Below are 26,524 nucleotides of genomic sequence, written 5' to 3' on the forward strand. Positions count from 1 at the left end.
CGCGCTGACGGGGGCTGGCCGCTCCAGATCCGGCTTCTCAGCCTTGGTTGTGAAGGTCGTCCCGAGCTGGCGTCGCGACGCTCTTTAACCGACCGCCCTCGGTGGCCCAGCGGTCGAGTGCCGCGTCCGCCCGCGTCTGCGCCGCGCCGGCCAGGCCTGCGAGCAGCGGGGCGATGACGTCTCGGGCCAGCGGATCGCTCAGCTCGTCCACTCGCGAGTCGCGCGCGAACCCTTCGAGGCGGGTGAGGTCGGAGGAACGCAGGAGCGCTGCGCGCGACAGTGCCGCGCACCGCCCCGACCGAGGCACCGGTCGAGTCGAGACCGGCGCCCAAGCGCTCCCGAACCTCTGGTCGGTTGACATACGATGACCTGCCCCGTGTTGCCGAGTTGATCCTGGCGGATGACCGCGTTGCTGAGTTCTACCGAGAGCACTTCGGTGCCGTCGTCGTTGACGAATTTCAGGATCTGACGCCGCCGCAGCTGCGCATCGTCAACAGGATCGGATACAGACGCACGACCTTCGCTGGTGACCTGGCACAGGGTATCTACGGTTTCACCGGTGCAAAGCCGATCGAGGTGCACAGGCATATTTCAGAAGAATGCACGGAGGCGGTGACATTCGCCGAGCCGCATCGTTACTGGTCGAAGTGCTACCCGCAGAATGGGGGTACCGGCTCGCCGTAGAGACGGACGTTATGTGAACGGCGCTTCTCAAGATTCAGCGTGGGCCTCCCGTCCCGTACAGTGATACTGATCGCACGGACTGCCGTACATCGGCGAGCATCTATGGTTACCCTTCCAGCACTGTGGCCATCGCCTCCGCCAGGACTTCGACGTGCGGGGATTCGTGGAGCGTGAAGTGCGCACCTGGTATTCGATGCACATCAACGCCTTTGAGTGCCACTCGATCCCACCCGAGTTCGGGGTTAGTGAACCGTGTGAACTCAGGGTCGCCGGTATGTAAGAGGCTGATTCGACCCGGATACTCCTCGATCACGTAGTTCGTAGCAGCGCTTTTGTTCCTCCAACCAACTCGCAGCATGGGTGCGAGGACTTGAGTGAAAAACCGCGAAGCCAATCGTGGATGCCGAACAAGAATCCATCCCATGTTCCTCCCTTGCCACTGAGGCTGGAAGCTCTTGAATGCCTCTCGAAGAATGCTGCCAAAACGCTTGGCCTGTACTCTCAGTGGAATCTCGTCCAAGAATCGATCCACTGAATCAGTTGCCTGGTCAATGATGATCAAACGCTCGACGTCCTCGCCCTCCTTGTCCAGCTGCTGCGCCATTTCTAGGGCAATCAGGCTTCCAAGTGACCATCCGCCAATGTAATACGGCCCGCTTGGTTGTACCCGTTTCATCTCTGAGATGTACAAAGACGCCATCTCGTTGATCGTCCGGAGGGGATGTTCGCCGGCTGAGAATCCGCGTGCCTGTATTGCATAGAAGGGGCGTGAAGGTTTCATCATTCGGGCGAGTTCGGCATAGGGGTAAACCAATCCGAAAAGAGGGTGAACCCCGAAGAAGGGGGTCTTGGCTCCTTGCGTTTGGAGCGGAACTATCAAATTGGATTGGAGACTTGTGACCCCACGTATCTTCGAATCGATGTGTTCGGCGAGTGAGGCGACGGTTGGGTGAGACATCAGGATAGTGACCTGGAGCTGGATACCGAAGTCTCGTTCAACTGATGAGATGGCCAGGGCGGCTGACAGTGAAGTACCACCGAGCTCGAAGAAGTTCTCATCGACATGTACTGATTCGCGATCCAACACTTCTTGCCAAATACGTTGTACCTTGATCTCTGTTTGCCCCTCAGATCCGCGTCGACTCACGTGAGTTGAGGTCGCGAGGTGACTTCCTTCCCCACCGGCGGACAGCCAAACAACGTCCGAATCTATGCCGAACGGATCTTGGGGTTTGAGTCGTTGACCTTCTTCAAATTTGGCGTCCGACCGAACTACAAGCCGCGCTCCGGCTTGAGGGTCGTTCCTCAGGAGTCGTGAAACATCAGGACGCTGGGGATTTAGACCAGTCCAAAGCTGAACGTCGTTAAGACCCGCTACGCGCGTCAATGCATCTAGCGCGTCACTGGTTTGCATTGGCACATACCCACGCCTTTCCATTAGCGCTTGGACGGCGGACTCTCTACTGATCCCTACGTCGCGCCATATTCCCCAGCTAATACAGGTGCTTCTTATGCCGGATGAACGCTCTGCGTCGCTGAGAGACTCGACGAAGTGGTTGGCGACAGCGTATAGACCAGTGCCTGCCCCATGAAGCAATGTCACTGCCGACGAGGCGTGCACGATCTGCAGATCGGGCCTGCTCGTCACAATTCGATGGAGGTTCCATGTCCCCACGAGCTTCGTTGACAATACTCGTTGAGCTGACTTCAAGTCTGATTCTTGGACAGTCAGAGACTCATAGCTTCCCGCGAGGTTGATTATGCCATCGAGGGTTGCTCCGGTGTCAGACTCGTACAAGTTGATGGCGTTGATTAATGCGTCGTAGTCGGTGATGTCGACACTCCGGTATGTGATGTTTCCCACTCGCATCATCTCGTCAAGGACGCCTGGTTCCAGTTCTTCGGGCTTTCGCCGCCCTACTGCAAGCACAGAGCATTCGAATTCGGTGGTCAACCGTGTAACTATGTGGCGGCCAATACCTCCCATACCGCCCGCGACAAGATAGGTCCCTCCCTGCTTCAGGCCGTTCGGGCTGTTCTCAGGGGGCAGCTCGATTAATTCGAGCCCCGGAACCATACTCTTACCTTGCTTCAGCACGATTTCTTCGTCCGATGGGTCAGCGAGAATTATGCGAGCAACGTCGTCGGCGTCGGAATCGACTTCGCGCGATTCGGCGATGTCGATATGTCTGTAGGTGAGGCCGGGGTGCTCCGCACTCAATGTATCGGCAAGAGCCAGAATCGATGACCGTTCGTACGCAGTCTCTGTCTCTCCAATGGGCTGGATGTCACTCGAGATAGTCCATACATCTAGTCCTGAGAGATCGCTATGCCAATTTTTAACTAGGCGGTTGATACTCCCGAAACCGAGCTCGTACTCTCGCCATAACCGATTCACGTCAGAATCGATGGGCGTCCTCTCCCCATAAGCCCAGCAGTGGACAACGCGTACGGCAGTGCCGAGTCGTCGCTGGATGTGCGCGCACAGGCGTCTAAACGACGAATCTTGTGTGGGGTCCATGATGATCGTGGATTCGTCGATCATCTCAAAGTCTCCTCCCGTTCGAACCAGGATGCAGTTGGCCGCGCCAATCAGTTCCGCGAGTGCAGACCCCAACCCGGCGGCGTCTGCCATAACAACAGTGGGAACCTCGAGGGCTTCCGAATTGCTCGGAAGGTACCGTCGGCGGTGCCAGTTTCGGATAAAGCATGATGGACCGTTTGCACCGCTTGAAACTAAAGCGATTCCTTGTTCGGCCAATTCGCTTGCAAACCCGCCGCTGGCGAGCTTTTCCGCAAGATCGCCTCTCTGGATCTTGCCGATCGCTGTTTTCGGTATTTGGTCATGTTTGACCGCTATGACGGCGGAGGGATAGACGCTCATACGTTGAGCAAGCTCGCGGCGGATTTCTCGTTTCACGCGGTGACGTGATTTCTCGGTCTCGCTTTCCACGTAGAGCAACGCGACTTGCTCAGACCCACCATGCTTGGTGGCCACGGCCGCAGTGTAGGAGGGTGCAACACCTTCGACTGACTCCGCGACCGATTCAACCTCCTGACAGTAGACATTGAGTCCGTTGACGATGATGACATCCTTTTCACGTCCAGTGATCGTGATTTCGCCATCACGAATGAACGCAAGATCGCCGGTACGGAACCATCCGTCCTCGGTGAAAGAGTCCCTATTTGCGGAGGCGTTGTCGAAGTACCCTTTCGTCACAACGGTCCCGTGCACTTGGAGCCGTCCGACTTCGCCCTCAGCGACCAGTAGGCCGGATTCATTGATGATTCGCGCGGAGAGATCGGAGATCGGCCGTCCGATGGAAACGGGTCGATGTGAACTGTCCTGCGGCTCGAGTACCCCATAGGTCACGGCGGAGCAGGTCTCTGACATTCCCCAAGCGGGACGCATGACGCGCTCTGAGGCGCCGTATGAGTGCAGGAGTCGTGCAAAGTCCGAGGCCGAACTGCGAACGATGGCTTCACCGGCGTTCACGACAACCCTCAGCCTTCGGAGGTCCCAGTTGCGCTTATCGGCCCGGTGATGGGCACTGGTCACCAAGGAACTCGCAAAGTTTGGCGCCCAGGTAATGCTCACATCGAACCGGTCGATCCAATTCAACCAGAGTAGTGGGTCTTTCAAGATCGGGTCAGGCCGACTGTGAAACTGATCTGCTCCTAGCAGCAAATCACGGAGATGAAACATGACAATACCGCCCACATGATCGAGCGGGAACCAGTTCAGCGAGACGTCGTCTCCGGTGAGCTCGAGCGATGCGATCGCGGATCTGGCTTGCGCAAGCAGTGCCTTGTGGCTCTGCATCACGACCTTGGGCTTTCCGGTGCTCCCAGAGGTCAGGAGCATTACCGCGGTGTCCTCGGGGTCCGGGCTAACGAGGATTCCGGTTTCTCCTGAGCTTTGTAAGTCATTCATCGAAAGTGCGCGAGTGGAGGAGTCGAGAACATCCGCGTAAAGGCGAGCGTGCTGGTCGTCGGAAATCACAGCGAGTGCCCGGAGCGATTCTTGGGCGCTCAACAGTCGGCGTATCGCAGGATCATCAGGCACCAGTTCCACTGGCGGATTGACGGGAACCGGGATCGCGCCTCCAAGAATGCATCCCCAGAATGCGACGAAGAATGACTGTGGAGCCTCACAGGCGACAACGACGCGATCTCCAGGCTTGATGTCCATTCGTTGAAGAGCGCCGAGCGCAGACCGCGCTGCGCCCAGCAGGCTCTTATAGGAAGTGGTATGGAGGGCGCCTGACCTGTCGATGGATGCGCACACACCTTGTGGATTCGAGGCCGCGGTGCGGAGGAGAGTGTCGACGAGGGTTGTCGCTGCACCGCTTGGAACATCCGTGGGCTCGGCGCTTATAATCGCAGGCGCCGCCTCCGCCGAGGATCGTAGCCGAAAGGTACCTTCACCACGCTCTGCTCGGAGTGGTCGGGCATGGTGCTCGGCCGTGCCCGACTCAATCGTGACGGCCCATTCGACGTCCTGCGTCGACTCCAAGCCTGACGCCAACTGCTGGGACATCGCATCATCGACTATTGGAATCTGGCTGAGCCTGTTCAGGTCGATTTCGCCGTCATGCGTTAGAGGTATTGAAGTCACCCTCATCCAGTAGTCGATTGTGGTAAAGGTATCCTTCGATTCGCCCCCATCATCTGGTGGCCAGTGGCTGCTGGTCGATGGATCTGTGACCAGATATGCGACGCGTTTTGTTTCGCCAGCAGAGTCGACGCGTGCGGTAACCGCCGCGTCGTAGATGCCGGGGATCTTGCGCAGCGCCCGGGCCATTCGGTCACTTGATTCGTCAGACCTGAGATTCTGGATTCTCATTGACGTGCCCTCCTAGTAAGTCAGAGTGAATGACAATGCGTTGCCAGCACCGAAGAGTGTGTGGCGCCGACTCGTGCATGATGCCAGTGATGCTCGGCGTTCTGGTTATGCGTCGCTCTTGGAGCACGAGTCATCGACGAATTGTCGGCATCGGTATCGAAGCTCAGTTAGCGCTTGTTGGGTCCCTTACGCCATTCAACGAACTCGGTCGGTGCTGCTGCGCCGACAGCGCCGCGGATCTTGCGTCGAGTGATGTCGTCCATGTTCACACCAGTAATAGCTTCAGCAATTTGAAGCATTGGCAGATCGGACGCACTGTCGCTATATGCTCTTGTGACTCCTGAAGAGAGTCGTCTTTCTTTCAGCATCGATACCTTGTGCTCGCCGTAGCAGTGTTCTGCCGATACGAGGCCACCGAATCGACGCTCTAAGGTCGACCCAACGACTGTTATACGCGAGTCCAATGTGCGGCAGATGCGCTCTGCAATCTGCTGAGCGGAAGCGGTTACTACGATGACCTCGTCCCCTTGGTCCAGGTGAGCCTTGACGGCTGTCACCGCTTCTGGGAAAAGCCGCGCCGTGGGATCGAGAGAGTCGAGATAGCGGTCAACCGCATCCTCAAACGACCCCCGTGTGATACTGACCGTGCCAATCCACAGGAGCAACGACGAGGTTCTGGTCCTCTGCTTGCTGGCGATGAGAACCGCGATAGCAGGAATCATCAGGAGTGCGAGTAAAAGGCGAGTCGGATTGGTGCCGATTCGACGCAACAGGAATCTTGTTACGGTGTCATGATCGATGATTGTCTTGTCTAGATCAAAGAGAATGCGTGACATTCTTCACCCGCACCTTTCGTTTTGAGGCCGCTTGTCTGCTCTGTACCCGCTTGCGGATTCCAAGCCAAACAAGTGCCAGTACTACGTTCGTGCCGGACCCCAGCCAGAAAATTGAGCCAAAAAACTCTGTAGCTTCAAGTCCAGTCGTGTTCGTGAGGACCGCCAGGTACATACGAGCGAGAGTGATACCCAGGCCGCTGGCCAACGCCAGAATCATCCACTCCTGATGTGCCTGGAAGTCTCTTTGTCTGGCACGAACCCAACCCATGAGGCAGAACACAATGAGGGTGATGCCGAAGAGCATGGAGGGGATTACTTCGTCCCAACCGGAGTAATTCAGAGCGACCGACAGGTACGTTCCGGTTATTGAGCTACCGATTGCGGTAACGATGAAGAGCTGCCCGAGCCAACGATGAAAGTGCCTGAGATGCTTGCGCCTCAGTCTTGGATGCAGTTGGCCGAGGCCCACGACGACGAACACGAGACTAGGAAGCAGATGGAGGGTGGTCTCGACCTTGCCTTCTCCGTGAAGCCTTACCGCCTGTATGTCGGCGTAGTGGTCTCCGGCAACAGAGCGACTCATTTCGACGACCACTTCTGCGGGGAGGACGAGGTTGATCATGACCATGAGTGCGGCGAGGACTCCCTCCAGTAGGAGCACCGTCACACCGAGTCTCTGCCAGCGTTTCAGGAAGACGTCGTAGTTCATGCGATTAACCCCGTCATGATCAATGCTCCTCCAAGCGAAATGGTCAGGTTGTCGAACCCTCGAGGCGAAAGGGCCTCAATTGCAGCGACAGCGATACCGAATGCGAGTGAGCCGGCGATGATGACCCAAACTGGGCCCGTGCTCGCTGCGATGAAGGTCACTGCGGCAATGGCCACGGCGGAGAGCATGACCGCGGCGTTGCCGTGCAGTGATTTTGTGTTGCTGCGCCGGAAAACTAAGTCTGGCACGCGGTACGTCGTGTTTCGTCCGAATCTCAATCCAACGGGCTCAGCCAGGCCGTCTCCGATAGCAACAGCTAGGATCCCCGCACGGGCAGCGTCTGCCGGGAAGAAGACGAAAGCCGCGACGATGCCTAGGTTTCCTAAGATGAGCGGAAAGAAGAAAAAGAACCTCGAATACGGCACGTCTCGGTCGCGAAGCGATCCGGCGACAATTCTCTCGACGGCGGGCCATCGACTGACGGCGGACCAGCCGTAGATCACTGCGACGCCGATTGTCGCTGCGACGATCGTGGGCGTCAGGGATGGTTCCGGGAGAAACCCGATAGTCGGGGCTGCACACACGGCGTGACCCATGTGATTGAACTTGCGACTGTAGCCGTCCTTCCACCCCTTATGCCGCCTGAAGTAGGTCGCAATATTGCCCATCACGAGTGTACTCAAGAGCAGATATACGACGAGCGGACCCCAGGCTATGTGCCGGAATCCGTCACTGAGGGCCGCGAACAGTTCCGCCATGCATGGGTTCCTTATCGGGTAAAGATTGCGCGTGCGACTCGGGTTGCGTGCTCGTCAACGTGGTCTGGATTCCGGCCGGAACCCAGACCACATGCAGCCTCCGCATTGATGGCCCCTGACCAGCCAGATCCGGAGATGACTCACACAGAACTTACCCGATCGGATAATTTCGTGTCCCTCATTATGCTCCGGCTGCCGTAGCATCGCAACTCTCCGTAGCCCGTGACCGCCTGACCAGCAGGTCCGAGCCGTCACGGTATCCCACCGGCTGCTGCCTACGTCGCCCAACACCTGGCCACTCGTCGGGCAGACGTGGCCGCAGCCGACGGCGCCAGTACCCAGCCGCGTCAGTGACCGATTCGGTCGTCTGCGGTTGAGTGCGAGACAGATCGACCTCTCCGTCCTCGCTCGCCTCGCGCCCCACCACTCCTGAGACCGTGTGTGGCGATCGGCGACGTCACGAATTTGCGCTCAGATCCGCAAGCCTCCATACTCAAGACGAAGTGAAAATTAGTCGACCGGTCGGATAAATTGTGGAGGCAACGAACGTGCTAGACCCTGGGCAGAGCGGCGTCACCCGTCTCGTCGGTGGGCGGACCCATGTGCTCACGGCCCTCGAGCAACATGTGCGGGAGCGACCCGAAGCGACGGCCTACGAGTACTACACATCGTTCGACATGGAGAGCCGGTACTCTGTGCTGAGCTTCCACCAGCTCGATGAGGTCGCCCGTGTTATCGGAAGTAGGCTCGCTGAGCGCACGCGTCCGGGAGACAGGGTGGCTCTCATGTTTCCGACCGGACCAGAATTTGTCCAGGCGCTCTTGGGCACGTTCTACGCAGGCGCTATAGCTGTTCCGGTGCCGTACCCGTCGGCCTTCAACGCTCACGGCGATCGCCTGGAGGGGATCCTCCAGGACTGCACCCCCGAACTCGTTGTCACGACGGACGACATGGCGGGTGACCCCGCTGTAGAAGAAGCGCGGTCGTCCGATGTTCGACAGACAGCGCGGTTGTCGTTGTCATCGCTGACTCAGGGACCCCCGGGTGAACAACGCACCCAATACGACCTGGAGTGCGGAGCATTCATTCAGTACACGTCGGGCTCCACTGGCAGACCTAAAGGAGTTGTAGTCTCCCACGGCAACTTGTCCGCGAATCTCGAACTCATTCAACTCGCACTACAGGGAAGCCCTACCACGCCGGTAGTGGGCTGGATACCTCACACCCATGACATGGGACTCGTGGGCCACCTGCTCTGGAGCCTGTATGCCGCCGCCCCATGCTCAGTAGTCCCACCACTGGAGTTCGCAAAGCGGCCGACAGCTTGGATCGACATGATCAGCGACGGTGGATACTACGGGACCGCAGCCCCGAACTCTGCATACGAGGTGGTCGCGCGAATCTATCCAGACGCCAAGCTCAGTGACCTTGATCTGAGCCGATGGTCAGTCGCTCTCAATGGCGCTGAGCCCATTTCGGCAAAGAGTACCCGCCGCTTCACAACGAGGTTTGCGACCGCCGGTTTTCAAGAGTCTTCGTTTGTCCCCGCGTATGGGCTTGCGGAGGCAACCCTGTTCGTAACGTGCAGTCGACCCCAAGAGCCAGTGTCTATCAGGCGCTTCGACACTGAGCAGCTCTGGAAAGGCCGCGCCATAGAGACATCGGAGCCCCACGGCATCGAGCTCGTTGCGTCGGGGCCGGCGAACGCAAGTGGGATCACGGTCCGCGACCACACCGGAGTTGTCGTGGGTGACCATCAGCTTGGCACCATCCATGTGCGAGGTGATCACGTTACGCGCAGGTACTGGAATCAACCACCGATCGGCGCAGACCTCGATACTGGTGACTTTGGGTTCATCTATGAAGGCGATCTCTATGTCACAGGAAGAGCGAAGGACCTGATCATTGTCAACGGTCGAAACATAGCCGCAACTGATGTCGAGGAGTCTGTCAGTGAAATCTGCACGCTCGCTCGCCCCGATGGTGTGGTCGCCTTTCAATCCTCGCAGCCCGACGATGCTCGGGTTCACATCTTTATCGAGGTGCCCCGGTCCTTGACGGATGAAATTAGTGGAAAATCCACCATCGATGAAGTCATTCAAGATCAGCTATCCAGCCAGTTCGGAATCACGGCATTACAGGTGACGAAGCTGCGAGCCGGACAGATTCCGAGAACTACAAGTGGAAAAGTGCGACGAGCCGAGACTTACAACCGGTTCGGGACCCCAAAAGTGTAGAACCAGCCATCACATTTCACGTCACACCATTCCAAAAAAAGAAGAGGTACAGCAGATGACCGACATTAGTAAGATTCAGAGCTGGCTCGTTCAGAGAATTGCAATTTACCTTGACCGTGAGTCGGATGAGATTGACGCGGACACCCCGCTCGCAAAATACGGTCTTGACTCCGTCTACGCTCAGAGCATCGCCACCGAACTCTCTGAAAAGGTCGGCGTCAACTTCGATACCCGGGAACTCATCAAACACAACTCGGTGAACAAGATCCTTCGTCGTATCCAGGAACTCTCCGCAATCGCCCCCTCGTCTGCGGACACGAATCAGTAGTCGTGTCGTCATTCCCCAACTTCAGATCCCAATAGGGTCGGTCCGGAGAGGTCTCAAATGCATCACGAAACGATTCTCGTCTGCCCAGGGCCCGTAGCAGTTTCTCCCACAGTGAAACGGGTTTTCGGGCAAGTTAGCACCGGACATCGCACTCCCGAGGCCAAAGCTCATCTTGCAACGGCTCGGAAGAACCTAGTGGAGGCCTACGAGCTCTTCGGTCACGAGGCACTGCTGCTGGCAGGGTCCGGAACAAGTGCCGTCGAAGCTATCTTCTCGAGCGCAGTGCCGACGACCGGAAAACTGCTCATTCTGGTCAACGGGCGGTTTGGCGAGCGTATGACGCACATAGCAACTGCGCTGTCCATTTCGACAGTGGCCCTGAACTTCGGCTGGAATCAACCGATCGAAGTTTCTCGCGTTCGCGCACTTATCGCAGCAGACCATGAGATCACGCATCTCGCTCTGGTTCATCATGAAACAAGCACCGGCAGGCTTAACGACCTCGACGGAGTTTTGGACGTGGCTGAAAGTCACGGTGTGAAGTCCATTGTCGACATGGTGAGTTCGTTCGGCGCTGAATCGTTGAATGGGATCCATCGGCCAACGTGGATAGCGACTTCGGCTAACAAATGCCTTGAGTCGTACCCTGGCGTCGGCATCGTCATCGCTCCGAGAACCGAATTCGAAGGTCTTTCCTCGATGGCGCGCAGCTTTACCCACAACCTATCCAGTCATTATGAGGCTCAGGTCCTCCGCGAAGAACCCCTTTTTACTCCTCCGGTTCAAGTAGTAGCGGCACTTGCTGAAGCCACCCATTGCTTAATCAAAGAAGGGGTTGCAGCCCGCGGCAAGCGGTACCTACACTCGAAAACTCGAGTCAGCGATGCTCTCGCCGAGTTCCATATTCGTCCAATCACACCAAACGAGCACTCGAGCAGCTCCGTGTCTGTATTTCGTCTTCCAGGTGTATACCAGCCAGCTCTGCTGGTTGAGGACCTACTCGCACGGAACATCGTTGCGTACGGGGCCGATTCCCGAAATCCAAATGCAATGACAATCGCCACGATGGGGCAGCTGAAATCGTCGGATATTGATCGCGTTATTTGGTGTTTGCGTGCACTTCTAAGTGGTACTCATGCGGCCAATAAGCCGTTCCTAGACAATACGCAGTTGGCAATACATTCACGGAAAGTAAAGACCTTATGATTCAAGAAGGCCTCCACGAAGCGCCATATGACGAAGTGAGAGAACTAGAGGCGCTCCTCGGAGATCCCTACTCATCCGAGAGTCAGGCATTTAGTTACGACGCCATCGTCCAACACGACGAGACAAACGCGCTCGATCAGCGTGCGCTCGAAGTGCTTCAGGACTTCGGCTTCTCGCGGCTCACAGTCCCGGAAGCTTTCGGCGGGCTCTTCCGCAATCTTGAACAGCTCGGGTACCTGACTCGTCTGCTCGCGCGGCGCAATCCAACCCTGGCTGTCAAGTATGGCTCGTCTTTGTTGGGCGCTAACGTCATTTGGCTTTGGGGTACGGATGAACAGCGAAGGAGAGTCGCTTCTGCGGTCGCTGGGGGAGAGTACACCGCTTTCGCCGTCTCGGAGAAGGCCCATGGAAGCGACCTTCTCGCGACAGAAACCCGAGTTTCCAATACGCCCAAGGGGATTAGTCTCACAGGCGAGAAGTGGCCCATCGGCAACGCGACGACTGCTCGGTTTATCGTCGTCTTGGCGAAGGCCCCCAATGGATTATTCGATCTTTACCTTATCGACAAGAACGACGTGCCATCCTCCTGCTATGAACATCTAGAGCAGGTGCCCACAGTAGGTTTGCGTGGCCACGATCTCAGCGGGATCAAGTTTCAGCAAGTACCACTCCGCGAGTCAGATCGGCTCGGGCGCCCCGGCGCCGGCTTGGCTATCGTCCTGAAGGCTCTCCAGATCACTAAGACCGGGATCGGGGCGATCTCCGTCGGTGTGCTTGACGCTGTGGTCGACCTCGTAACCCGATACGCGACGTCGAGGAGGCTGTACGGCTCTGACCTCTTCGCCTTGCCCTCAGTCAGGCAAAAGACCACGGCTCTTCTCGCGGACCGCATGATCTGCTCTTCATTACTGGTTCCGATTACGCGGGCACAGGTTATTGCGCCCCGGTACTTCTCGCTATGGTCATCAGCGGTCAAGGCTCTTATCCCCACCGTTACGGATGAATCGATCCAGACTGGCTCCCAGGTTCTCGCCGCTAGAAGCTACATTAAGGGTGACTTCGCCGGAGGAGTATTTCAAAAACTGCAGCGCGATCATGCGATAGCCGCCATCTTTGAAGGCACGACGAGCGTGAATCTTCATTCCATTGCCTCGCAGCTACCAGCGCTGGAACTCACTGGAAACGGAGCCGCCGAACTCTCCCTGCTGGATGAACTCTTCAACACATCTGAGCCTGCACCCGTATGGCAGCCAAACCCGGGCGACCTCAGATTGACAAATGAGGGCCATGATCCACTGCTCTCCAGTCTGCCGGAGACTATCGACGCCTTGGTTGCAGTTCTGATCGAAGACGTCACTGACGACAGCCAGCGCACGAGCCTGCTTCGCACTTCAGGCGAGCTCAAAGAAGCCCATGGGCGGCTTGCGGACCCGGCAACCTACGAGGATTGGTCACCGGGATCGATTGAGAGCTTTCAGCGCGCGGAGCAGTACACACTGCTGCTGGCAACGGCATGCGTATCTCACACTCAGCTCCGTAAGCTGCGCGCCGGAGGTGACGCTAAGGTTGCTGCGCAATGGACGACGGCGATGTATCACCGTTTGAGCCAGCGACTCGAGATTTCCGCAGTATCCGGATTTCGCGCCCCAGTTTCGCTAGATGATTTGATCGATTTCAATCTTCTGAACCAGAATCCGGCCTAGAGGGCACTAAGAATGAACGCCAACGACATGACGTACCCACTGGTATCGGCGCTGAGCCGAATCATCTACAGCCCTTCAATCATTGGCGCGGAACGCATTCCGAAAACTGGGGGTGCGCTCCTCGTCGCGAATCACCTTTCATTCGCGGAGAACATGATTATTCCTGCGGTTGCTGGCAGGGCTGTCCGCTTTATCGTCAAGTCGGAGTACTTGCAAGGAACTGGTATCGGCGGGCGGATTGCAGCATCACTGTTTCGGGCCTGGGGCAGCATTCCTATTGAACGAGAGGGTGCTTCACACTCAATCACCGATTCCCTGAACGCCGCAACGACGGCATTGCGCGAAGGCAAGTGCATTGCAATGTATCCAGAGGGAACACGGTCACCCGATGGGCGACTCTATAAGGGGAAGGTCGGAGCGGCCAGGTTGGCTCTGGAGAGTAACGCACCCGTCATACCTATCGGCATACGCGGTACCGAGAAGATGCAGCCCATCGGACGGCGCCTCCCTCGGCGGACCCCAGTCACCCTTTCAGTAGGAATGCCCCTGTACTTCAGTAAGAACGACTACACACACACGCTCGACGACTGGAGAAAGATCACTGGGATCATCATGTCGGCCATCCAGGAGCAGTCGGGCCAGGAATACGTTGACCGGTACAAAAATGAGGCGCCCCGAGCGGCAGAGCGACGGAGTCCGAAGTATGACTAGTGACACTAACGAATCAGGTGTTACTCAACAGCAGTGGCGCAAAGGCCCTCTGCTCGTGCTCTGCTTGGGTTCCTTCATGACCCTGCTTGACGTGACAATCGTCAATGTTGCGGTACCGAGAATGCTCGCTGAGCTTCGAGTTGGACTGGAATCGGCCGGGTGGATAATTTCGCTCTACACTATTCCTCTCGCTGTGTTTGTTGCGACGTTCGGAAAACTGGGTGACGTACTCGGCAAGAGGGAATGCTACCTCGTAGGCGTGGCCCTGTTTACCTTGGCTTCTGCGGCGTGCGCACTCGCACCAAACATTGTTGTCTTGCTCGTCGCGAGAATATTTCAGGGAACAGGGGCCTCTTTGCTCTTACCTCAGACGCTGGCAATTATCAGTACTGCCACCCCCAAAGATAAGCGAACCACCGCTTTGGGCGTTCACGGCTCGATCAGTGGAATCGCCTCCGTACTCGGTCCCCTCCTCGGCGGAGTATTGGTCGGAGTCGTCGGGTGGCGCTCCATCTTTCTTCTGAACTTGCCACTCGGCGTCATCGTGATCGTGCTCGGAATCAAGATCCTTCCCCGCACTACACAAGAGCGGGATCGTCGCCTCGATTGGGCCTCGGTTACACTTATGATCTTGGCGCTCTCAAGCGTCACATATCTCCTTCTCGAAGGAGGCGCGAGAGTTCAGAACCACCTGGCGGTTCACATCGGGATGCCCAGCGCGATAGCTGTCCTCAGCGGTGCTGCGCTCTACTACCGCCTTCGACGGACACAAGATCGTGATCCACTCATCCCGTTCTGGATTTTCAGGAATCCTAGCTACAGACTTATGTCCCTCGTGTGGGCGTCAGTATCTGCGGCCATCGTAATCACCTATCTCCCGCTCATGGTCTATGCCCAGACGGTACTCGGGTTGTCCTCAATGGCTGCAGGACTTCTCGTCACTCCTATGTTTGTGTGCACGGTAGTCGTTGCCGCATGTGCAGGGCGACTGGCGAAAGCATGGACAGCGCACTTCACGCTAGCCGGTGGATTGGGCCTGTTCGCACTGGGTCTAGTTGGCCTCGCAGTCACTGCCACTGAGACAGCTTCCCCTATGCTCTTTGTGCCGAGCCTTCTCGTAGCCGGCTCAGGATTGGGTGCTACCTTCGCGACAATGCAGTCAATAGCTATGCGTGATGTCGATCCGGGCGACTCGGGCGCTGCCTCAGGAGTGATCAACGGAATCCGTCAGCTGAGTTCCGCGCTCGGAGGTGCTGTTGTCGTCACGCTCCTGGCTGTCGGCATTCGGTTGGCCGGTCTCGATGAGAGCTTTTCAGGCTCTCCAAGTTGGCAGAGCGCGTATACTGATTCGCTGCAGTTGGTGCTCCTCGTGCCAGTTGTCTTGATCGGGCTGTGCGCGCTACTTACGTGGCGCCAGGGGGTCAGCGAGAAGAGACTGATGATCGACAACCAACATTTAGTTCGCTAGTATTCATGGACGCACCTACAGAACTCACATCGTTTGCGATGGGTAGAACTTCCAGAATCATAGCGAATGGCTGGTCGTCCGACAGCTTGTTGCCGGGCGACCAGCCATTCGCGTCATTGGCTCACAACCGCGATAGACAAGCTGCGCGAATACTCTTGATGGAACTGATCGAGAGTGATGTTCGGCGGGTGAGGAGCCCTATCGTGATCGGAACGTTGACTTGCTCTGAGGGGTGCATCTACTGCGGGGCGCCCCATGTGATCGGTCGACCTGATCTGTTTGTATCAATTAGTCACTCCTGGGGCTGGGCGGCCGCTGCGCTTTCAACACGTCCGATCGGCATTGACCTAGAGGCGCTCACCAGACGGCCTCACCCCGCAAGTGCCACACATCGCACCGCCTTCTACTCCGAGTGGACACGGAAGGAGGCACGTTGGAAGTCGCTGTCGCGGATCCTGTGTAGCAAGACCGCATGCTCCGAAACACAATCGCCGAGGATCGTTACAAGCGTCCAGAGTTCGGAGATCATTTTCAGCGTGGCACTCGTGCCCTCGTAGAACTCGAAAGTCGCCGCCGGATGTTAGGCACGAATCACTGAAATTTAGTCCTTTTTAGACCACGCAAAGGTGAAGTGGAGAGTTCGTCCACAACAGGGATGTTCCGGCAGGCGACGGATGTCATCCAATGGTCAAGGTTCGCCTCTCTCCCAGCATCATCGCTTCTTCAAGAATCGCGGAGATTGTCTGTTCGTCAGCAGTGATAAGAAGGGCGGGAAGCAGCGCATTCCATGCGTCGGAAACCGACTCGGTCAGAAACTCCTCCTCCTGTCCCAGGCTCTTCAGTACGAGTTGTGCTCCGGTGTAGATTGAGACCGCAATTCTCGCGAAGTGGCTGGGCGGCACCCGGCTCGTCACCAGTCCGTCGTCAACAGCTTGTTCGAGTAACTCCGTAAACCTCTGTATCCAGTACGTGAAGGGTTCGCGAGGAGCGACTTCAAATGACGAAGAATCGAGTGTTAGTCGAAGTCCGGCTTTGACAGTGGGTTCCTCGAGGGCTTGCCGTGCTAATCTCAGAGTGATAGCGATCATTCGAACGATGGGGGGGGAGTTCTGCAGACTGGAATCGTCGACCGCCGTCGATCTTTCGTGTTGAAGACGAATGATTTCATGAGCAAGATGTTCTTTGGACTCAAAATGAAAGTACAGTGAACCTTTGTTCACACCGGCCGTGCGGGCGATGTCGGCGATCCCTGCTCCGTAGCCGTGCCGTCCGAAAAGTATCGCAGCGGCATCTAGTAACTGTTCGCGGGTGGCATGCGCTCGTGCTTGCTGGACCATACACCAATAGTAGGCGCTGTTCGTCGGCACCGCACCCTGAGTCGGCCACATCAATGTTCCAGCCTATACTTGCCATCTTCTCGCATGGCGACGGCCATCGATTTTAGGGCCGAGGCGCTGGTGAAGAGCGGGTTTGAGGTGGACATGGGTATGCGTGACGGCACGAATCGGGAACATCTGCTCCCCGCCCATGAAGTCCTACTGGCGACCCGTGTTCCACTCCTGTGGGACCATACCGATCTCTTATCAGTCCAGGAGCTCGAGCGGAGCGAGAGGTTCGCATGCGAGGATGACCGTGCTCGCTTCCAAACGGGGGCAGCATTGGTCCGCCTCATGTCCTCCTCGGTCAGCGGGATCCCTCCAGCCCAGCTGATCGTAGATCGGACGTGTCCAGACTGCGGCCAGCCCCACGGTCGCCCTCGGCTCCCGATGGACCTCGGGCTCAGCCTGTCTGTAACCCACGGCGGTAGATGGGTTGCGGTAGCGTGTAGCCGTAGCCTTGTCGGAGTGGATGTGGAGCCGATTGACCCTCGAATCCTCGCATTGGAGACAAGAATCGTTTCTGAGCGGGAAGCGGGTGACTTGATTGGTCTGACGGAGCCTCAGAAGGTCAGGGCATTGACGAGGGCATGGGCGCGCAAGGAGGCAGCGACCAAATCGCTAGGTGTTGGGTTGCGAGTACCAATGCCAGAATTAGAGGTCCTCGACTCTTCACCACCGCACGTTATGGGCTCGTTTGTCCCTAGGGGCACACGGATTAGCCTTGTAGATTTCACGCTTGATCCAGTTCACTGTGCCTCAATCGCTATTGTGCACTCGGACCGCATTAGCGCGTCAAGAATCTTGATTCGTCGCTTTCCGAAAAGGTAGTCGTTTGTGCCAAGCGCTGTAACCTTCTTGCCCTTTTGGCGATCATGTGGCCTGAAGCTCTTCACGTGTTCACCTACCTGCGTGGGCAATGCAGGCGGGTTCGCAGGAAGACCGCTCGCCCGTCCCCTCGGGTCGACGGCGGAGATACGCAGCAGATGGTGGCGAGTTCGTCGCCGCGCGCGGCGGGCTTGAGGCGCGCGTCGGCGAGCGTGGCTCGCTGGTCTCCGGCGGCCAGGCGCAGCGGCTCGCCCTCGCGCGGGCGCTGCTCGCCGACTTCGACGTGCTGATTGCGCACCGTGTGCCTCCGGCGCTCGTGTTCGACCAGCGGATTCGCGTGGAGCGGGGCACGGCGTTGACGGAGGGCAGGGACGGCGTTCGTCACCGAGGTTGAGACGCGCTGACGGGGGCTGGCCGCTCCAGATCCGGCTTCTCAGCCTTGGTTGTGAAGGTCGTCCCGAGCTGGCGTCGCGACGCTCTTTAACCGACCGCCCTCGGTGGCCCAGCGGTCGAGTGCCGCGTCCGCCCGCGTCTGCGCCGCGCCGGCCAGGCCTGCGAGCAGCGGGGCGATGACGTCTCGGGCCAGCGGATCGCTCAGCTCGTCCACTCGCGAGTCGCGCGCGAACCCTTCGAGGCGGGTGAGGTCCAGGCCGCGCAGGAGCGCTGCGCGCGATTGCAGCAGCACAACGGCGGCCAGCCGTGGCTCGAATACCGGCGGGTTCCAGAGTTCGGTCGAGAGGGCGGTCACGTCGTCGTGGGAGAGCCCGCGAAAGGTCCGCAGTGCATCCCGCACAGTGCCGCGCACCGCCCCGACCGAGGCACCGGTCGAGTCGAGACCGGCGCCCAAGCGCTCCCGAACCTCCTGAGCGCGCCAGACATCGCCCTCGTAGTCGAGGGCCGAGCGGATGAACTCGCCGGGAGCGCTCACCCCGACACTGTGCGAGAGCCGGCCCGCCGTCAGCGGCTGGCCCACACGGCTCGGCGGCTGTCGTACTCGACGAGGTTGCCGTCGTCCTGCATCACGAGCGTGTACGGTCCCACGGAGCCGACGCCGGGTACGACGGTCCAACCGGTGACCGTCTCCGTGCCCACGGAGAGCCGCCCGCTGGTGTCGAGAGCGAGGAACGCGCCGGGGCGCGTGGTCGTCGAGGCCCAGATCGGACCGGACGCGCCGTAAACGACGAGGTTGCCGTCGGCCTGCATCACTGCGCGGTAGACGCCGTTGGGCGAGCGGAGGAAGCTACCGGCCTCTAGAGAATTCGCGGCATACAGCGTCGTTGCCGGGAAGGCCGCCTGGCTGGTCCAGACCACGTCGTCTTTCGTGTTCACGATAATCAGGGAGCCGGCGTTGTTGACGCCGAGCCGGAGGTTCGTCCCGCGGGTGCCGGAGGACCACTTGACCGAGTTGTCCGCGCCGAAGAGGACGGCGTTGCCGTCCTTCTGCAGCGTGATGCGGTTGCCCGGGCCGCCGGTACCGGTCGCCCAGACAACCCCTTGCGGGCCGTAGCCGACGAAGTTGCCGTCGGTCTGCATGACTGCGCGGAAGCGGCCGTCGGCCGACGTGAGCTGGTGCACGGGACGCAGCGTCTGGCCGGCAAAGAGGGTATCGGTGACTGGCTCGGCAATGGTGCGGCGGATGTTGCTCGCCCAAGCGGGCGACCCGTTCTCGCGATAGACGACAAGATTGCCGTCGGCCTGGATGATGACTGAGGCGCCGGCTTCGTTCGTGGTGTTGGTGCTCCAGACAGGGCTGCCCTTCGCCGAGTAGACGACCAGGTTGCCGTCGGTTTGCATGACCAAATGGTTGCCTCGACCCTGAGTGCCGGTCGCAAAGGTGGGACGGCCGCTGGGGTCGTAGGTCACGGCGTTCCCGTCGCTCTGCATCTGGAACGAGTAACCATTCGTGCTGGAGACGATCCTCTGGCCGGCGTTCAGCTGCTCGCCGCCGACGAGCGCGTTGTAGTAGCGCACCGCGGCACGTGCAGTCTGCTGCGCGGCCTCTGGCGACTCGCTGGCCGGGGCCAGCGCTGCGGGAGACTCCTCGACGGAGGACAGCGGCTTTTGCGGATTCTCGGCGGCGACGGCGGGAGTCGCGCCGACGAGTAGGGCTCCGGCCGCGACGAGCACGACGAGCCCGGAGGCCAAGGAGCGGGAGAGGGAGGTGTGCGTCATCGCAGGACTTTCTCGAGTGGCGGCGGGGGTATTCGATGCTTGCACGGTGCGGACGATTGACGACCAACTCCGCATGCCCTCCGTCTGGGGGTGACGAGGCGTCAGGCGCCCGGCAGAGGGCGACGGAGGGCATCCAACCGGCGCCGCCACGCGTCGAACCGACCCGGCTCGGCAGCGAGCGCCGGACCATCGAGCCACGTCGTCGCCAGCCGGAGCCCGTGCAGCGCGTTCGCAACCCACACCTCGCGCCCTCCGAGAGAGACAGGCTCCGCCGGCGCCTCGATCACGTCGACCCCCAGCGCGCCGGCCAGCACCGAGATCGTGCGCGCCGTGACGCTGGGCACGCGCACGCTCTCCGGCGGCGGAACCACCAGGGCGTCGCCGAGCCACCAGAGCACCGCACTGGACGCGCCGTCCACGACGGCGCCGTCCGCGTCGAGGAGGATCGCCTCGTCGGCGCCCGCAGCCTGCGCTCGGGCGCGCAGCAGGGCCAGCCGCGTGATGTCCGGTCCCTTGCGGTCGGGGACGCGCCGTGGATCCACGGGGCTGGTCCACAGCACCACCGAGCGCCCGAGCGGAGGAGCCGGCCGCAGCCGCAGCCGCAGCGCGCCCGCCGAGAGTTCGATCCTCGGGAACCACGCGCCGGTGCGGGGCAGCGCGGCGACGGCAGCATCGACGAAGACTCCCGCGTCCGAGGGGCCGCCCGCGGCTGCTACGGCCGACAGGAAACGCCCGCGATGCAGGTCGAGGCCGCGCACCCAACCCTCGGCGACCAGCCATGAGTCGGCCGCAGCGAGCGCGGCGGGGGGAGCCTCGATGGCGGGACCGAGCTCGCGCCCGTCCCACTCCCGCACCTGCTCCACGACGGCCTACGCTAGCCGAGTGGTCACGCAGGTTCCTCCCGTGCGTGTGACCCAGTTGCCCTGGGTCGACCCGGAGCGGGTCTACCTCGCCCTCGTCGCCGGCGCCGACATGTCGTTCTGGCTCGACTCGGGACCGGACGCCAGCGCAGGACGCTCCTACCTCGGCTCCTGCGCCCCTGAGGACGTCCTGATCGTAGAGGCGGGCGGGGACGTCTCGGCGGCGCTCGCCGCAGTCGACGCCGAGCCTCCGCTCGGCGATCGCGCGCTCGGCCGCTACGGCTGGATCTCGTACGAGGCTGGCGCGGCTTCTCTCGCCCTCCCGCCGACGCAGGCGGGCCCGGATGCTCCGCCTGCTCTGGTACTGCTGCGCGGCGACCCGGTGCTCGAGTTCGATCACGCCGCGCAGACGCTCCGGCTGGTCGCGACCGATAAGGCGGAGGATCTTGCCGACGCGGTGCGCGCACTCGCGGCTTTCCCGGACCTTCCGGGCGAGCCGTCGGCCCCGGAGCCCGCGGGCGCCGTGCAGCGACGCCACACTGCGGGTGAGTACACCGCGCTGATCGCGCACTGCCAGGCCGCTATCCAGGCGGGCGACGTGTACCAGCTTTGCCTTACCGATGAGATCGTGGTGGAGGGACGGTTCGATCCGATCGAGTGCTACCGGCGCCTGCGTCGCTCGAGCCCCAGCCACCACGGCGGAGCGATTCGCGCGGGCGGGCGCACCCTCATCAGCGCCTCGCCCGAGCGCTTTCTGACCGGCACGTCCGACGGGCGCGTGGCGACGCATCCAATCAAGGGCACCCGTTCGCGGGGGAGGGACGCCGACGAGGACCGGGCGTTGCGGGACGAACTCGTCGCGAGCGTCAAGGAGCGCGCCGAAAACGTGATGATCGTCGACCTTGTGCGGAGCGACCTGGCGCGCATCGCGGTCCCCGGGTCGGTCCGAGTCGACCGCCTCCTCGAGATCGAGACCTACCCGCACGTGCACCAGCTCGTCAGCGAGGTCTCCGCCCGGCGCGCCCCCGGTGTCGGCGTGGCCGCGCTGATCGCGGCGCTGTTCCCCGCCGGCTCGATGACGGGGGCACCTAAACGCCGCGCCGTGCAGCTCCTGCGCGAGTGGGAGGGCGGAGCGCGCGGTCTCTACTCCGGAGCCTTCGGGCGCCTGGGCTCGGACGGCTCGCTCGATCTCGCGATGACCATCCGCACCCTGGTGCTCGACGGCGAACGCGCGCGCCTCGGCACCGGCGGCGGGATCACGGCGCTCTCGGTCCCCGAGGAGGAGGTCGAGGAGACACGCCTGAAGGCGCGCGCGCTGCTCGCGGTGCTGGGCGTCGCCGAGCACTGACGGAGCGCCCGGTTTGCCGGCCGTCTTTGCGGGGCCAGTAGGGTTGATGGTCGAGCGCAGCCGCCGACGCGTGCGCGTTCTCCCCCTCATTGAGAAGCGAGTAGCACCTGTGGCAGACGACACCTCCCGGCAGACCGGCGCGAGCGACGACGAGCGCTACGACTTCCGTGCGCTCCAGGAGAAGTGGCTCCCCATCTGGGAGGAGACACGCCCTTTCGCGACGGACGACCCCGACGACAAGCGCCCCCGCAAGTACGTGCTCGATATGTTCCCTTACCCCTCGGGCGACCTGCACATGGGCCACGCGGAGGCGTACGCGCTCGGCGACGTGCTTGCTCGCTACTGGCGGCAGCAGGGCTTCAATGTGCTGCACCCGATCGGTTGGGACAGCTTCGGACTGCCCGCCGAGAACGCAGCCATCAAGCGCGGACTCAATCCGGCCACCTGGACCTACGACAACATCGAGCAGCAGAAGCGCTCGATGAAGCGCTATGCCGCATCCTTCGATTGGGATCGGGTGCTGCACACCTCCGACCCCGAGTACTACAAGTGGAACCAGTGGCTGTTCCTCAAGATGTACGAGAAGGGCCTTGCCTACCGCAAAGACAGCTGGGTCAACTGGGACCCGGTTGACCAGACCGTGCTCGCCAACGAGCAGGTCCTCGCTGACGGCACCTCCGAGCGCTCCGGCGCGGTCGTAGTCAAGAAGAAGCTCACCCAGTGGTACTTCAAGATCACCGACTACGCCGACCGACTGCTGGATGATCTCAATCAGCTTGAGGGCTCGTGGCCCTCGAAGGTCATCGCCATGCAGCGCAATTGGATCGGTCGCTCGATCGGCGCCGACGTCGAGTTCGAGATCGAGGGCCGCGACGAGCGCGTCACCGTCTTCACGACGCGTCCGGACACCCTCTATGGCGCGACCTTCATGGTGGTTGCACCCGACTCCGACCTCGCTTCCGAGCTGGTCGAGGGCGGGGACCCCGGTGTACGGGAGACGTTCCGCGCCTATCTCGAGACAGTGCAGAAATCGAGCGAGATCGAGCGGCTGACGGCCGATCGTCCCAAGACCGGCGTCTTCCTCGGTCGCTACGCCGTGAACCCGGTGAACGGTGAGCGTTTGCCGATCTGGGCCGCCGACTACGTGCTCTCCGACTACGGGCACGGCGCGGTCATGGCCGTCCCGGCGCACGACCAGCGCGATCTCGACTTCGCCCGCGCCTTTGACCTGCCGGTGCGCGTCGTGGTCGACACGACCGCGTCGGTCACCGGTGCGATCCCGGTGATCCCGAAAGACCCGGAGGAGCTCGCGGCGCTCGAGCGCGAGTATTCGCTCGACCCGGCGACCACCGGCGAGGCGCTTTCCGGCGACGGCCGCCTGATGAACTCCGGCCCGCTCGATGGCCTCTCCAAGCGCACGGCGATCGAGCGCGTCATCAGGCAATTGGAGGAGCGAGGCCGCGGTCGTTCCGCCAAGAACTACCGCTTGCGCGACTGGCTGATCTCGCGTCAGCGCTACTGGGGAACGCCCATTCCGATCATCCACGGTGCCAACGGCGATCTCGTCCCGGTCCCCGAAGATCAGCTCCCCGTTGTCCTGCCCTCCACCGAGGGCCTCGACCTCCAGCCCAAGGGTTCCTCGCCCCTCGGGGCGGCGGATGACTGGGTGAACGTCCCGCACCCGGTCGACGGCTCGCCCGCGCGCCGCGACCCCGACACGATGGACACTTTCGTCGACTCGTCGTGGTACTTCCTCCGTTTCCTCTCACCGAAGGACGAGACTCAGGCATTCGACCCCCAGCTCGCCGAGAAGTGGGCGCCGGTCGATCAGTACGTCGGAGGCGTGACGCACGCGATCCTGCATCTCTTGTACGCGCGTTTCATCACCAAGGTGCTCTTTGATCTCGGCTACGTCTCGTTCACCGAGCCGTTCACCGCGCTGCTCAACCAGGGCATGGTGCAGATGGACGGTGCGGCCATGTCGAAGTCGAAGGGCAACATCGTGCGGCTCTCGGAGCAGCTGGACGAGTTCGGGGTCGACGCGGTGCGTCTGACGATGGCGTTCGCTGGCCCGCCGGAGGATGACATTGACTGGGCCGACGTGTCACCGGGCGGCAGTGGCAAGTTCCTCGCCCGCGCGTGGCGTTTGGCGAAGGACGTCAGGTCGAAGCCTGACGTGGATTGGAAGAACGGTGATGCGGCGTTGCGTCGGCAGACGCATCGGTTCCTCGCGGAGTCGCCGTCTCTGGTCGAGGCGTTCAAGTTCAACGTGGTTGTCGCGCGACTGATGGAGCTGGTGAACGCGACGCGTAAGGTCGTCGATTCCGGCGCTGGAGCGGGAGATCCGGCTGTTCGTGAGGCCACCGAGGTTGTCGCGATGGCGCTCAATTTGTTCGCGCCGTATACGGCGGAGGATATGTGGCATCGTCTGGGCTATCAGGGCACGGTCGCGCATGCGCTGTGGCGCAAGGCTGATCCGACGCTATTGGTCGAGGAGAAGGTGACCGCGATCCTGCAGGTCGACGGCAAGGTCCGTGACCGATTGGAAGTGTCGCCGAAGATCTCTTCTGACGAGCTGGAGGAGCGGGCGCGTGCGGCGAGCGGCGTGGCGCGGGCGCTGGTGGGGCGTGAGGTCGTCAAGGCTGTGGTGCGGGCGCCCCGATTGGTGAATCTGGTGACGACGGCGGTATAGGCGACCTGCCGGGGCTCTTTCTGATGATTCGGCCTGGGCGGACGGTGCGGTTACTCATATTTGTTAGGGGCGGTGTGAGGAATATCTGGCGAGGATGAATACTATTTCAGTGGTATGAGGTGACTGGCTAACGTAGACTGCGATCGTTGTCGGCAACCAAAGGATCGCTAATGAACATTCTCGGCAAACAGTGCGTACTGCAAGCGGGGGTCGTGCTCGCCGCCGCCACTCTTTCGATCGGTGTGGCTTCTCCCGCCGAACAAGTAGCCCAACTTGTCAAAGGGCTAACAGGCCCGACGGTCACAATTTCCGCATCTTCCTATTGACTCTCGAGGAGTAGTGCGGCGAGTGAAATACCAAAGAAAGGCATCCTTCGTTCCCTGGCTGATAGTCCTGATCGTCCTTCCGGTCCAGGTATCGGCGCTGATGAGGGGCGGAGATGCTGGGCATCTCTCCTCGTGGATTTTTGTTGTGGCAGTTGATGCCCTCGTGGCCGTGGCAGTGTGTGGCGTCGTCGCTGTGCGGAGGAATTGGGATGAACATCGACGTCCGTGAGAGCGGTGCTGACGATCCTCTCGCACGAGTGGGATTGGGCGGACGGCGGTCCGCAGTACCAGCGTCACCCACTTCACCTTTTTGATCGTCGCTGGAGCTGACCGCTTCTATCCGGTGAACGTGTCCGCCAGGTCGACGTAGAGGCTGTTGCCGAATCGGTAATCGAGGATTCGACGGCGGTGCATCTGAAGGACGGCGACGCCCGGTGCTACTCCAACGTCACGGGCCTTCTTGAGGATATCGCCGTCAGAGGACAGGCCTCGGAACGGCGCCATCCCGTCCTCTCCGAAGAGGACGTCGAGCGCGAAAGAATTCGCATTCTTCTCGGCGGCGGTGGTGCTCTGAGCCGCCGCGCTGTAGTCCAGATGCATCTCTCCCCGCGGGTCGTTCAGGACATGGCCGAGTTCGTGGAAGAGCGTCCAGATCACGAAACCGTCCTTGCCCCAGCGCCCCGTCTGCTGAATGACCGGTACGCGGTTGTCGATCCATCGCGTCATACCCAGCACCGGGAACGACTTGGGCGGGACGACCGCCATGAAGACCACACCGACGCTCGCGAGCAGCTCCGCGAGGTCGCGGAGCATGGCCGCATCCGGGGTCGTCGCTCGTTCGCGCAACTCGGGAAGCGCCGCATAGAGCTGCTCGGGCTCGTAGTTGTAACGGCGGCCCTGCTCGAAGGGCTCGGACATTTCTGCAGCACGAAGCCACGTCGTCACAAGCGACTTATCGAGGGTCGCCCCCGAGTCCTTCAGCGTGGCCAGTGCGTAGTCGCCGGTAGTGATCTCCTTGTGAAGGTGCTCGTAGGCCTCCCACGTCCCGCAGCGGTGGAACGCAAGGAAATCGGAGACGAGCTTGCCCGGGTGTCGCCTGGTGGCCGTGGTCGCGCCGATGCCACGTAGGTACGTGGCGGCGCTCGGAGCGATCTCGTCGATGTGGTCGGCCAGGCTCTCCTCGTCTGCGATACGTGCCAGGTCGGCTCGGTAGCGAGCCTCGTACGAGAGCCAGGTACCTGCGGGTATGCCAACCACCCGCTCCAGGCGCAGGGCAGTCTCGCTGGTGACGGGCGCCCGACCGTTCACTATCTCGTTAACCTGCTTCCGGCTGCTGCCGAGAAGGTCTGCGGCCTGCTGCTGCGTGAGGTCGTGCCCTTCGATCCACTCCTCGAGGTACTCCCCGGGAGCGACGGCGTAGTTGGTGGCGGTCATGG

At 60.7% G+C, this 26,524-nt stretch carries 22 protein-coding genes; 12 read left to right on the top strand and 10 right to left on the bottom strand.

The genetic code is table 11. The annotated features are described in order from the left end of the window. Positions 1-37 precede the first annotated feature (37 nt). A complete protein-coding gene (locus B0H03_RS16225; RefSeq protein ID WP_127843920.1) occupies positions 38-307 on the bottom strand; it encodes a hypothetical protein in 270 nt (89 codons plus the stop codon). A 47-nt stretch (positions 308-354) separates the two neighbouring features. On the opposite strand from B0H03_RS16225, the gene B0H03_RS09915 reads away from it, so the two are divergent. Next, on the top strand, positions 355-684 hold the full coding sequence (locus B0H03_RS09915; protein WP_202130107.1) for a UvrD-helicase domain-containing protein: 330 nt from the start codon (positions 355-357) through the stop codon (positions 682-684). Between the two features lie 106 nt (positions 685-790). Here the strand turns inward: B0H03_RS09915 and B0H03_RS09920 are convergent, their stop codons facing one another. The 4 genes from B0H03_RS09920 to B0H03_RS09935 form a co-directional block, all read right to left on the bottom strand. After that, positions 791-5,530 (bottom strand): SDR family NAD(P)-dependent oxidoreductase, encoded by a 4,740-nt coding sequence (locus B0H03_RS09920; protein ID WP_104264514.1) that lies wholly within the window; start codon positions 5,528-5,530, stop codon positions 791-793. 167 nt (positions 5,531-5,697) lie between these two features. Further along, positions 5,698-6,366 (bottom strand): HAD-IB family phosphatase, encoded by a 669-nt coding sequence (locus tag B0H03_RS09925; protein WP_104264515.1) that lies wholly within the window; start codon positions 6,364-6,366, stop codon positions 5,698-5,700. Continuing rightward, the gene (locus tag B0H03_RS09930) at positions 6,347-7,075 is read right to left on the bottom strand and encodes a DUF2306 domain-containing protein (RefSeq protein ID WP_104264516.1); all 729 of its coding nucleotides are present in this window, start codon (positions 7,073-7,075) and stop codon (positions 6,347-6,349) included. The genes B0H03_RS09925 and B0H03_RS09930 overlap by 20 nt, the downstream gene beginning before the upstream one ends. Then, positions 7,072-7,833 (bottom strand): diacylglycerol/polyprenol kinase family protein, encoded by a 762-nt coding sequence (locus B0H03_RS09935; protein WP_104264517.1) that lies wholly within the window; start codon positions 7,831-7,833, stop codon positions 7,072-7,074. Before B0H03_RS09935 ends, B0H03_RS09930 begins: the two co-directional genes overlap by 4 nt. A 533-nt stretch (positions 7,834-8,366) precedes the next feature. Here B0H03_RS09935 and B0H03_RS09940 point away from each other — a divergent pair. Genes B0H03_RS09940 through B0H03_RS09965 form a run of 6 tightly spaced genes read left to right on the top strand, consistent with a single transcriptional unit; the run spans position 8,367 to position 15,486 of the window. After that, positions 8,367-10,070 carry a fatty acyl-AMP ligase gene (locus tag B0H03_RS09940; RefSeq protein WP_160487328.1) on the top strand — a complete coding sequence of 568 codons (1,704 nt, stop codon included), beginning with the start codon at positions 8,367-8,369 and terminating at the stop codon, positions 10,068-10,070. A 55-nt stretch (positions 10,071-10,125) separates the two neighbouring features. Then, entirely contained in the window at positions 10,126-10,398 is a 273-nt protein-coding gene (locus tag B0H03_RS09945) for an acyl carrier protein (RefSeq protein ID WP_104264519.1), read from the top strand. Between the two features lie 57 nt (positions 10,399-10,455). Next, positions 10,456-11,604, top strand: coding sequence for an aminotransferase class V-fold PLP-dependent enzyme (locus B0H03_RS09950; RefSeq protein WP_104264520.1), 1,149 nt, complete (start codon positions 10,456-10,458; stop codon positions 11,602-11,604). Then, the gene (locus tag B0H03_RS09955) at positions 11,601-13,307 is read left to right on the top strand and encodes an acyl-CoA dehydrogenase family protein (protein ID WP_104264521.1); all 1,707 of its coding nucleotides are present in this window, start codon (positions 11,601-11,603) and stop codon (positions 13,305-13,307) included. Before B0H03_RS09950 ends, B0H03_RS09955 begins: the two co-directional genes overlap by 4 nt. 12 nt (positions 13,308-13,319) lie before the next feature. Beyond that, positions 13,320-14,018, top strand: a complete 699-nt coding sequence (locus tag B0H03_RS09960; RefSeq protein WP_104264522.1) for a lysophospholipid acyltransferase family protein — start codon at positions 13,320-13,322, stop codon at positions 14,016-14,018. Beyond that, the gene (locus tag B0H03_RS09965) at positions 14,011-15,486 is read left to right on the top strand and encodes an MFS transporter (RefSeq protein WP_258061950.1); all 1,476 of its coding nucleotides are present in this window, start codon (positions 14,011-14,013) and stop codon (positions 15,484-15,486) included. The genes B0H03_RS09960 and B0H03_RS09965 overlap by 8 nt, the downstream gene beginning before the upstream one ends. Before the next feature lie 677 nt (positions 15,487-16,163). On the opposite strand, the gene B0H03_RS09970 is transcribed toward B0H03_RS09965, so the two are convergent. After that, positions 16,164-16,823 carry a ScbR family autoregulator-binding transcription factor gene (locus B0H03_RS09970; protein ID WP_160487330.1) on the bottom strand — a complete coding sequence of 220 codons (660 nt, stop codon included), beginning with the start codon at positions 16,821-16,823 and terminating at the stop codon, positions 16,164-16,166. 429 nt (positions 16,824-17,252) lie between these two features. On the opposite strand from B0H03_RS09970, the gene B0H03_RS17475 reads away from it, so the two are divergent. Further along, positions 17,253-17,693, top strand: a complete 441-nt coding sequence (locus B0H03_RS17475) for a 4'-phosphopantetheinyl transferase family protein (RefSeq protein WP_419956912.1) — start codon at positions 17,253-17,255, stop codon at positions 17,691-17,693. A gap of 88 nt (positions 17,694-17,781) precedes the next feature. After that, positions 17,782-18,084: a hypothetical protein gene (locus B0H03_RS16595; protein WP_104264525.1), complete on the top strand. Its 303-nt coding sequence runs from the start codon at positions 17,782-17,784 to the stop codon at positions 18,082-18,084. Positions 18,085-18,123: 39 nt separating this feature from the next. Here B0H03_RS16595 and B0H03_RS09985 read toward each other — a convergent pair whose 3' ends face one another. The 3 genes from B0H03_RS09985 to B0H03_RS09995 form a co-directional block, all read right to left on the bottom strand. Beyond that, complete coding sequence (locus B0H03_RS09985; RefSeq protein WP_104264721.1) at positions 18,124-18,618, bottom strand: DNA alkylation repair protein; 495 nt, start codon at positions 18,616-18,618, stop codon at positions 18,124-18,126. A 29-nt stretch (positions 18,619-18,647) separates the two neighbouring features. Next, positions 18,648-19,862, bottom strand: a complete 1,215-nt coding sequence (locus B0H03_RS09990; RefSeq protein WP_104264526.1) for a hypothetical protein — start codon at positions 19,860-19,862, stop codon at positions 18,648-18,650. A gap of 101 nt (positions 19,863-19,963) precedes the next feature. After that, positions 19,964-20,725, bottom strand: a complete 762-nt coding sequence (locus B0H03_RS09995; RefSeq protein WP_241560405.1) for an aminotransferase class IV — start codon at positions 20,723-20,725, stop codon at positions 19,964-19,966. Positions 20,726-20,744: 19 nt separating this feature from the next. On the opposite strand from B0H03_RS09995, the gene B0H03_RS10000 reads away from it, so the two are divergent. From B0H03_RS10000 to B0H03_RS16600, 3 genes are all read left to right on the top strand, one after another. Further along, positions 20,745-22,070 (top strand): anthranilate synthase component I family protein, encoded by a 1,326-nt coding sequence (locus B0H03_RS10000; RefSeq protein ID WP_241560404.1) that lies wholly within the window; start codon positions 20,745-20,747, stop codon positions 22,068-22,070. A 70-nt stretch (positions 22,071-22,140) separates the two neighbouring features. Then, positions 22,141-24,762, top strand: a complete 2,622-nt coding sequence (gene leuS, locus B0H03_RS10005) for a leucine--tRNA ligase (protein ID WP_419956913.1) — start codon at positions 22,141-22,143, stop codon at positions 24,760-24,762. A gap of 170 nt (positions 24,763-24,932) precedes the next feature. Then, entirely contained in the window at positions 24,933-25,088 is a 156-nt protein-coding gene (locus B0H03_RS16600) for a hypothetical protein (protein WP_160487332.1), read from the top strand. A gap of 336 nt (positions 25,089-25,424) precedes the next feature. Here B0H03_RS16600 and B0H03_RS10010 read toward each other — a convergent pair whose 3' ends face one another. Continuing rightward, entirely contained in the window at positions 25,425-26,522 is a 1,098-nt protein-coding gene (locus tag B0H03_RS10010) for a HigA family addiction module antitoxin (RefSeq protein WP_104264529.1), read from the bottom strand. Positions 26,523-26,524: the final 2 nt, after the last annotated feature.

The organism is Rathayibacter iranicus NCPPB 2253 = VKM Ac-1602, assembly GCF_003149025.1.
Classification (GTDB): Bacteria; Actinomycetota; Actinomycetes; order Actinomycetales; family Microbacteriaceae; genus Rathayibacter; species Rathayibacter iranicus.

Coding starts and splice junctions, on each gene's coding strand:
- B0H03_RS09970 (WP_160487330.1), bottom strand. CDS start 16,823: ATGGTCCAGCAAGCACGAGCGCATGCCACCCGCGAACAGTTACTAGAT.
- B0H03_RS17475 (WP_419956912.1), top strand. CDS start 17,253: ATGGACCTCGGGCTCAGCCTGTCTGTAACCCACGGCGGTAGATGGGTT.
- B0H03_RS09925 (WP_104264515.1), bottom strand. CDS start 6,366: ATGTCACGCATTCTCTTTGATCTAGACAAGACAATCATCGATCATGAC.
- B0H03_RS10010 (WP_104264529.1), bottom strand. CDS start 26,522: ATGACCGCCACCAACTACGCCGTCGCTCCCGGGGAGTACCTCGAGGAG.
- B0H03_RS09960 (WP_104264522.1), top strand. CDS start 13,320: ATGAACGCCAACGACATGACGTACCCACTGGTATCGGCGCTGAGCCGA.
- B0H03_RS09945 (WP_104264519.1), top strand. CDS start 10,126: ATGACCGACATTAGTAAGATTCAGAGCTGGCTCGTTCAGAGAATTGCA.
- B0H03_RS09920 (WP_104264514.1), bottom strand. CDS start 5,530: ATGAGAATCCAGAATCTCAGGTCTGACGAATCAAGTGACCGAATGGCC.
- B0H03_RS16600 (WP_160487332.1), top strand. CDS start 24,933: ATGAACATTCTCGGCAAACAGTGCGTACTGCAAGCGGGGGTCGTGCTC.
- B0H03_RS09955 (WP_104264521.1), top strand. CDS start 11,601: ATGATTCAAGAAGGCCTCCACGAAGCGCCATATGACGAAGTGAGAGAA.
- B0H03_RS16595 (WP_104264525.1), top strand. CDS start 17,782: ATGCAGGCGGGTTCGCAGGAAGACCGCTCGCCCGTCCCCTCGGGTCGA.
- B0H03_RS09950 (WP_104264520.1), top strand. CDS start 10,456: ATGCATCACGAAACGATTCTCGTCTGCCCAGGGCCCGTAGCAGTTTCT.
- B0H03_RS09965 (WP_258061950.1), top strand. CDS start 14,011: ATGACTAGTGACACTAACGAATCAGGTGTTACTCAACAGCAGTGGCGC.
- B0H03_RS09935 (WP_104264517.1), bottom strand. CDS start 7,833: ATGGCGGAACTGTTCGCGGCCCTCAGTGACGGATTCCGGCACATAGCC.
- B0H03_RS09990 (WP_104264526.1), bottom strand. CDS start 19,862: ATGACGCACACCTCCCTCTCCCGCTCCTTGGCCTCCGGGCTCGTCGTG.
- B0H03_RS09930 (WP_104264516.1), bottom strand. CDS start 7,075: ATGAACTACGACGTCTTCCTGAAACGCTGGCAGAGACTCGGTGTGACG.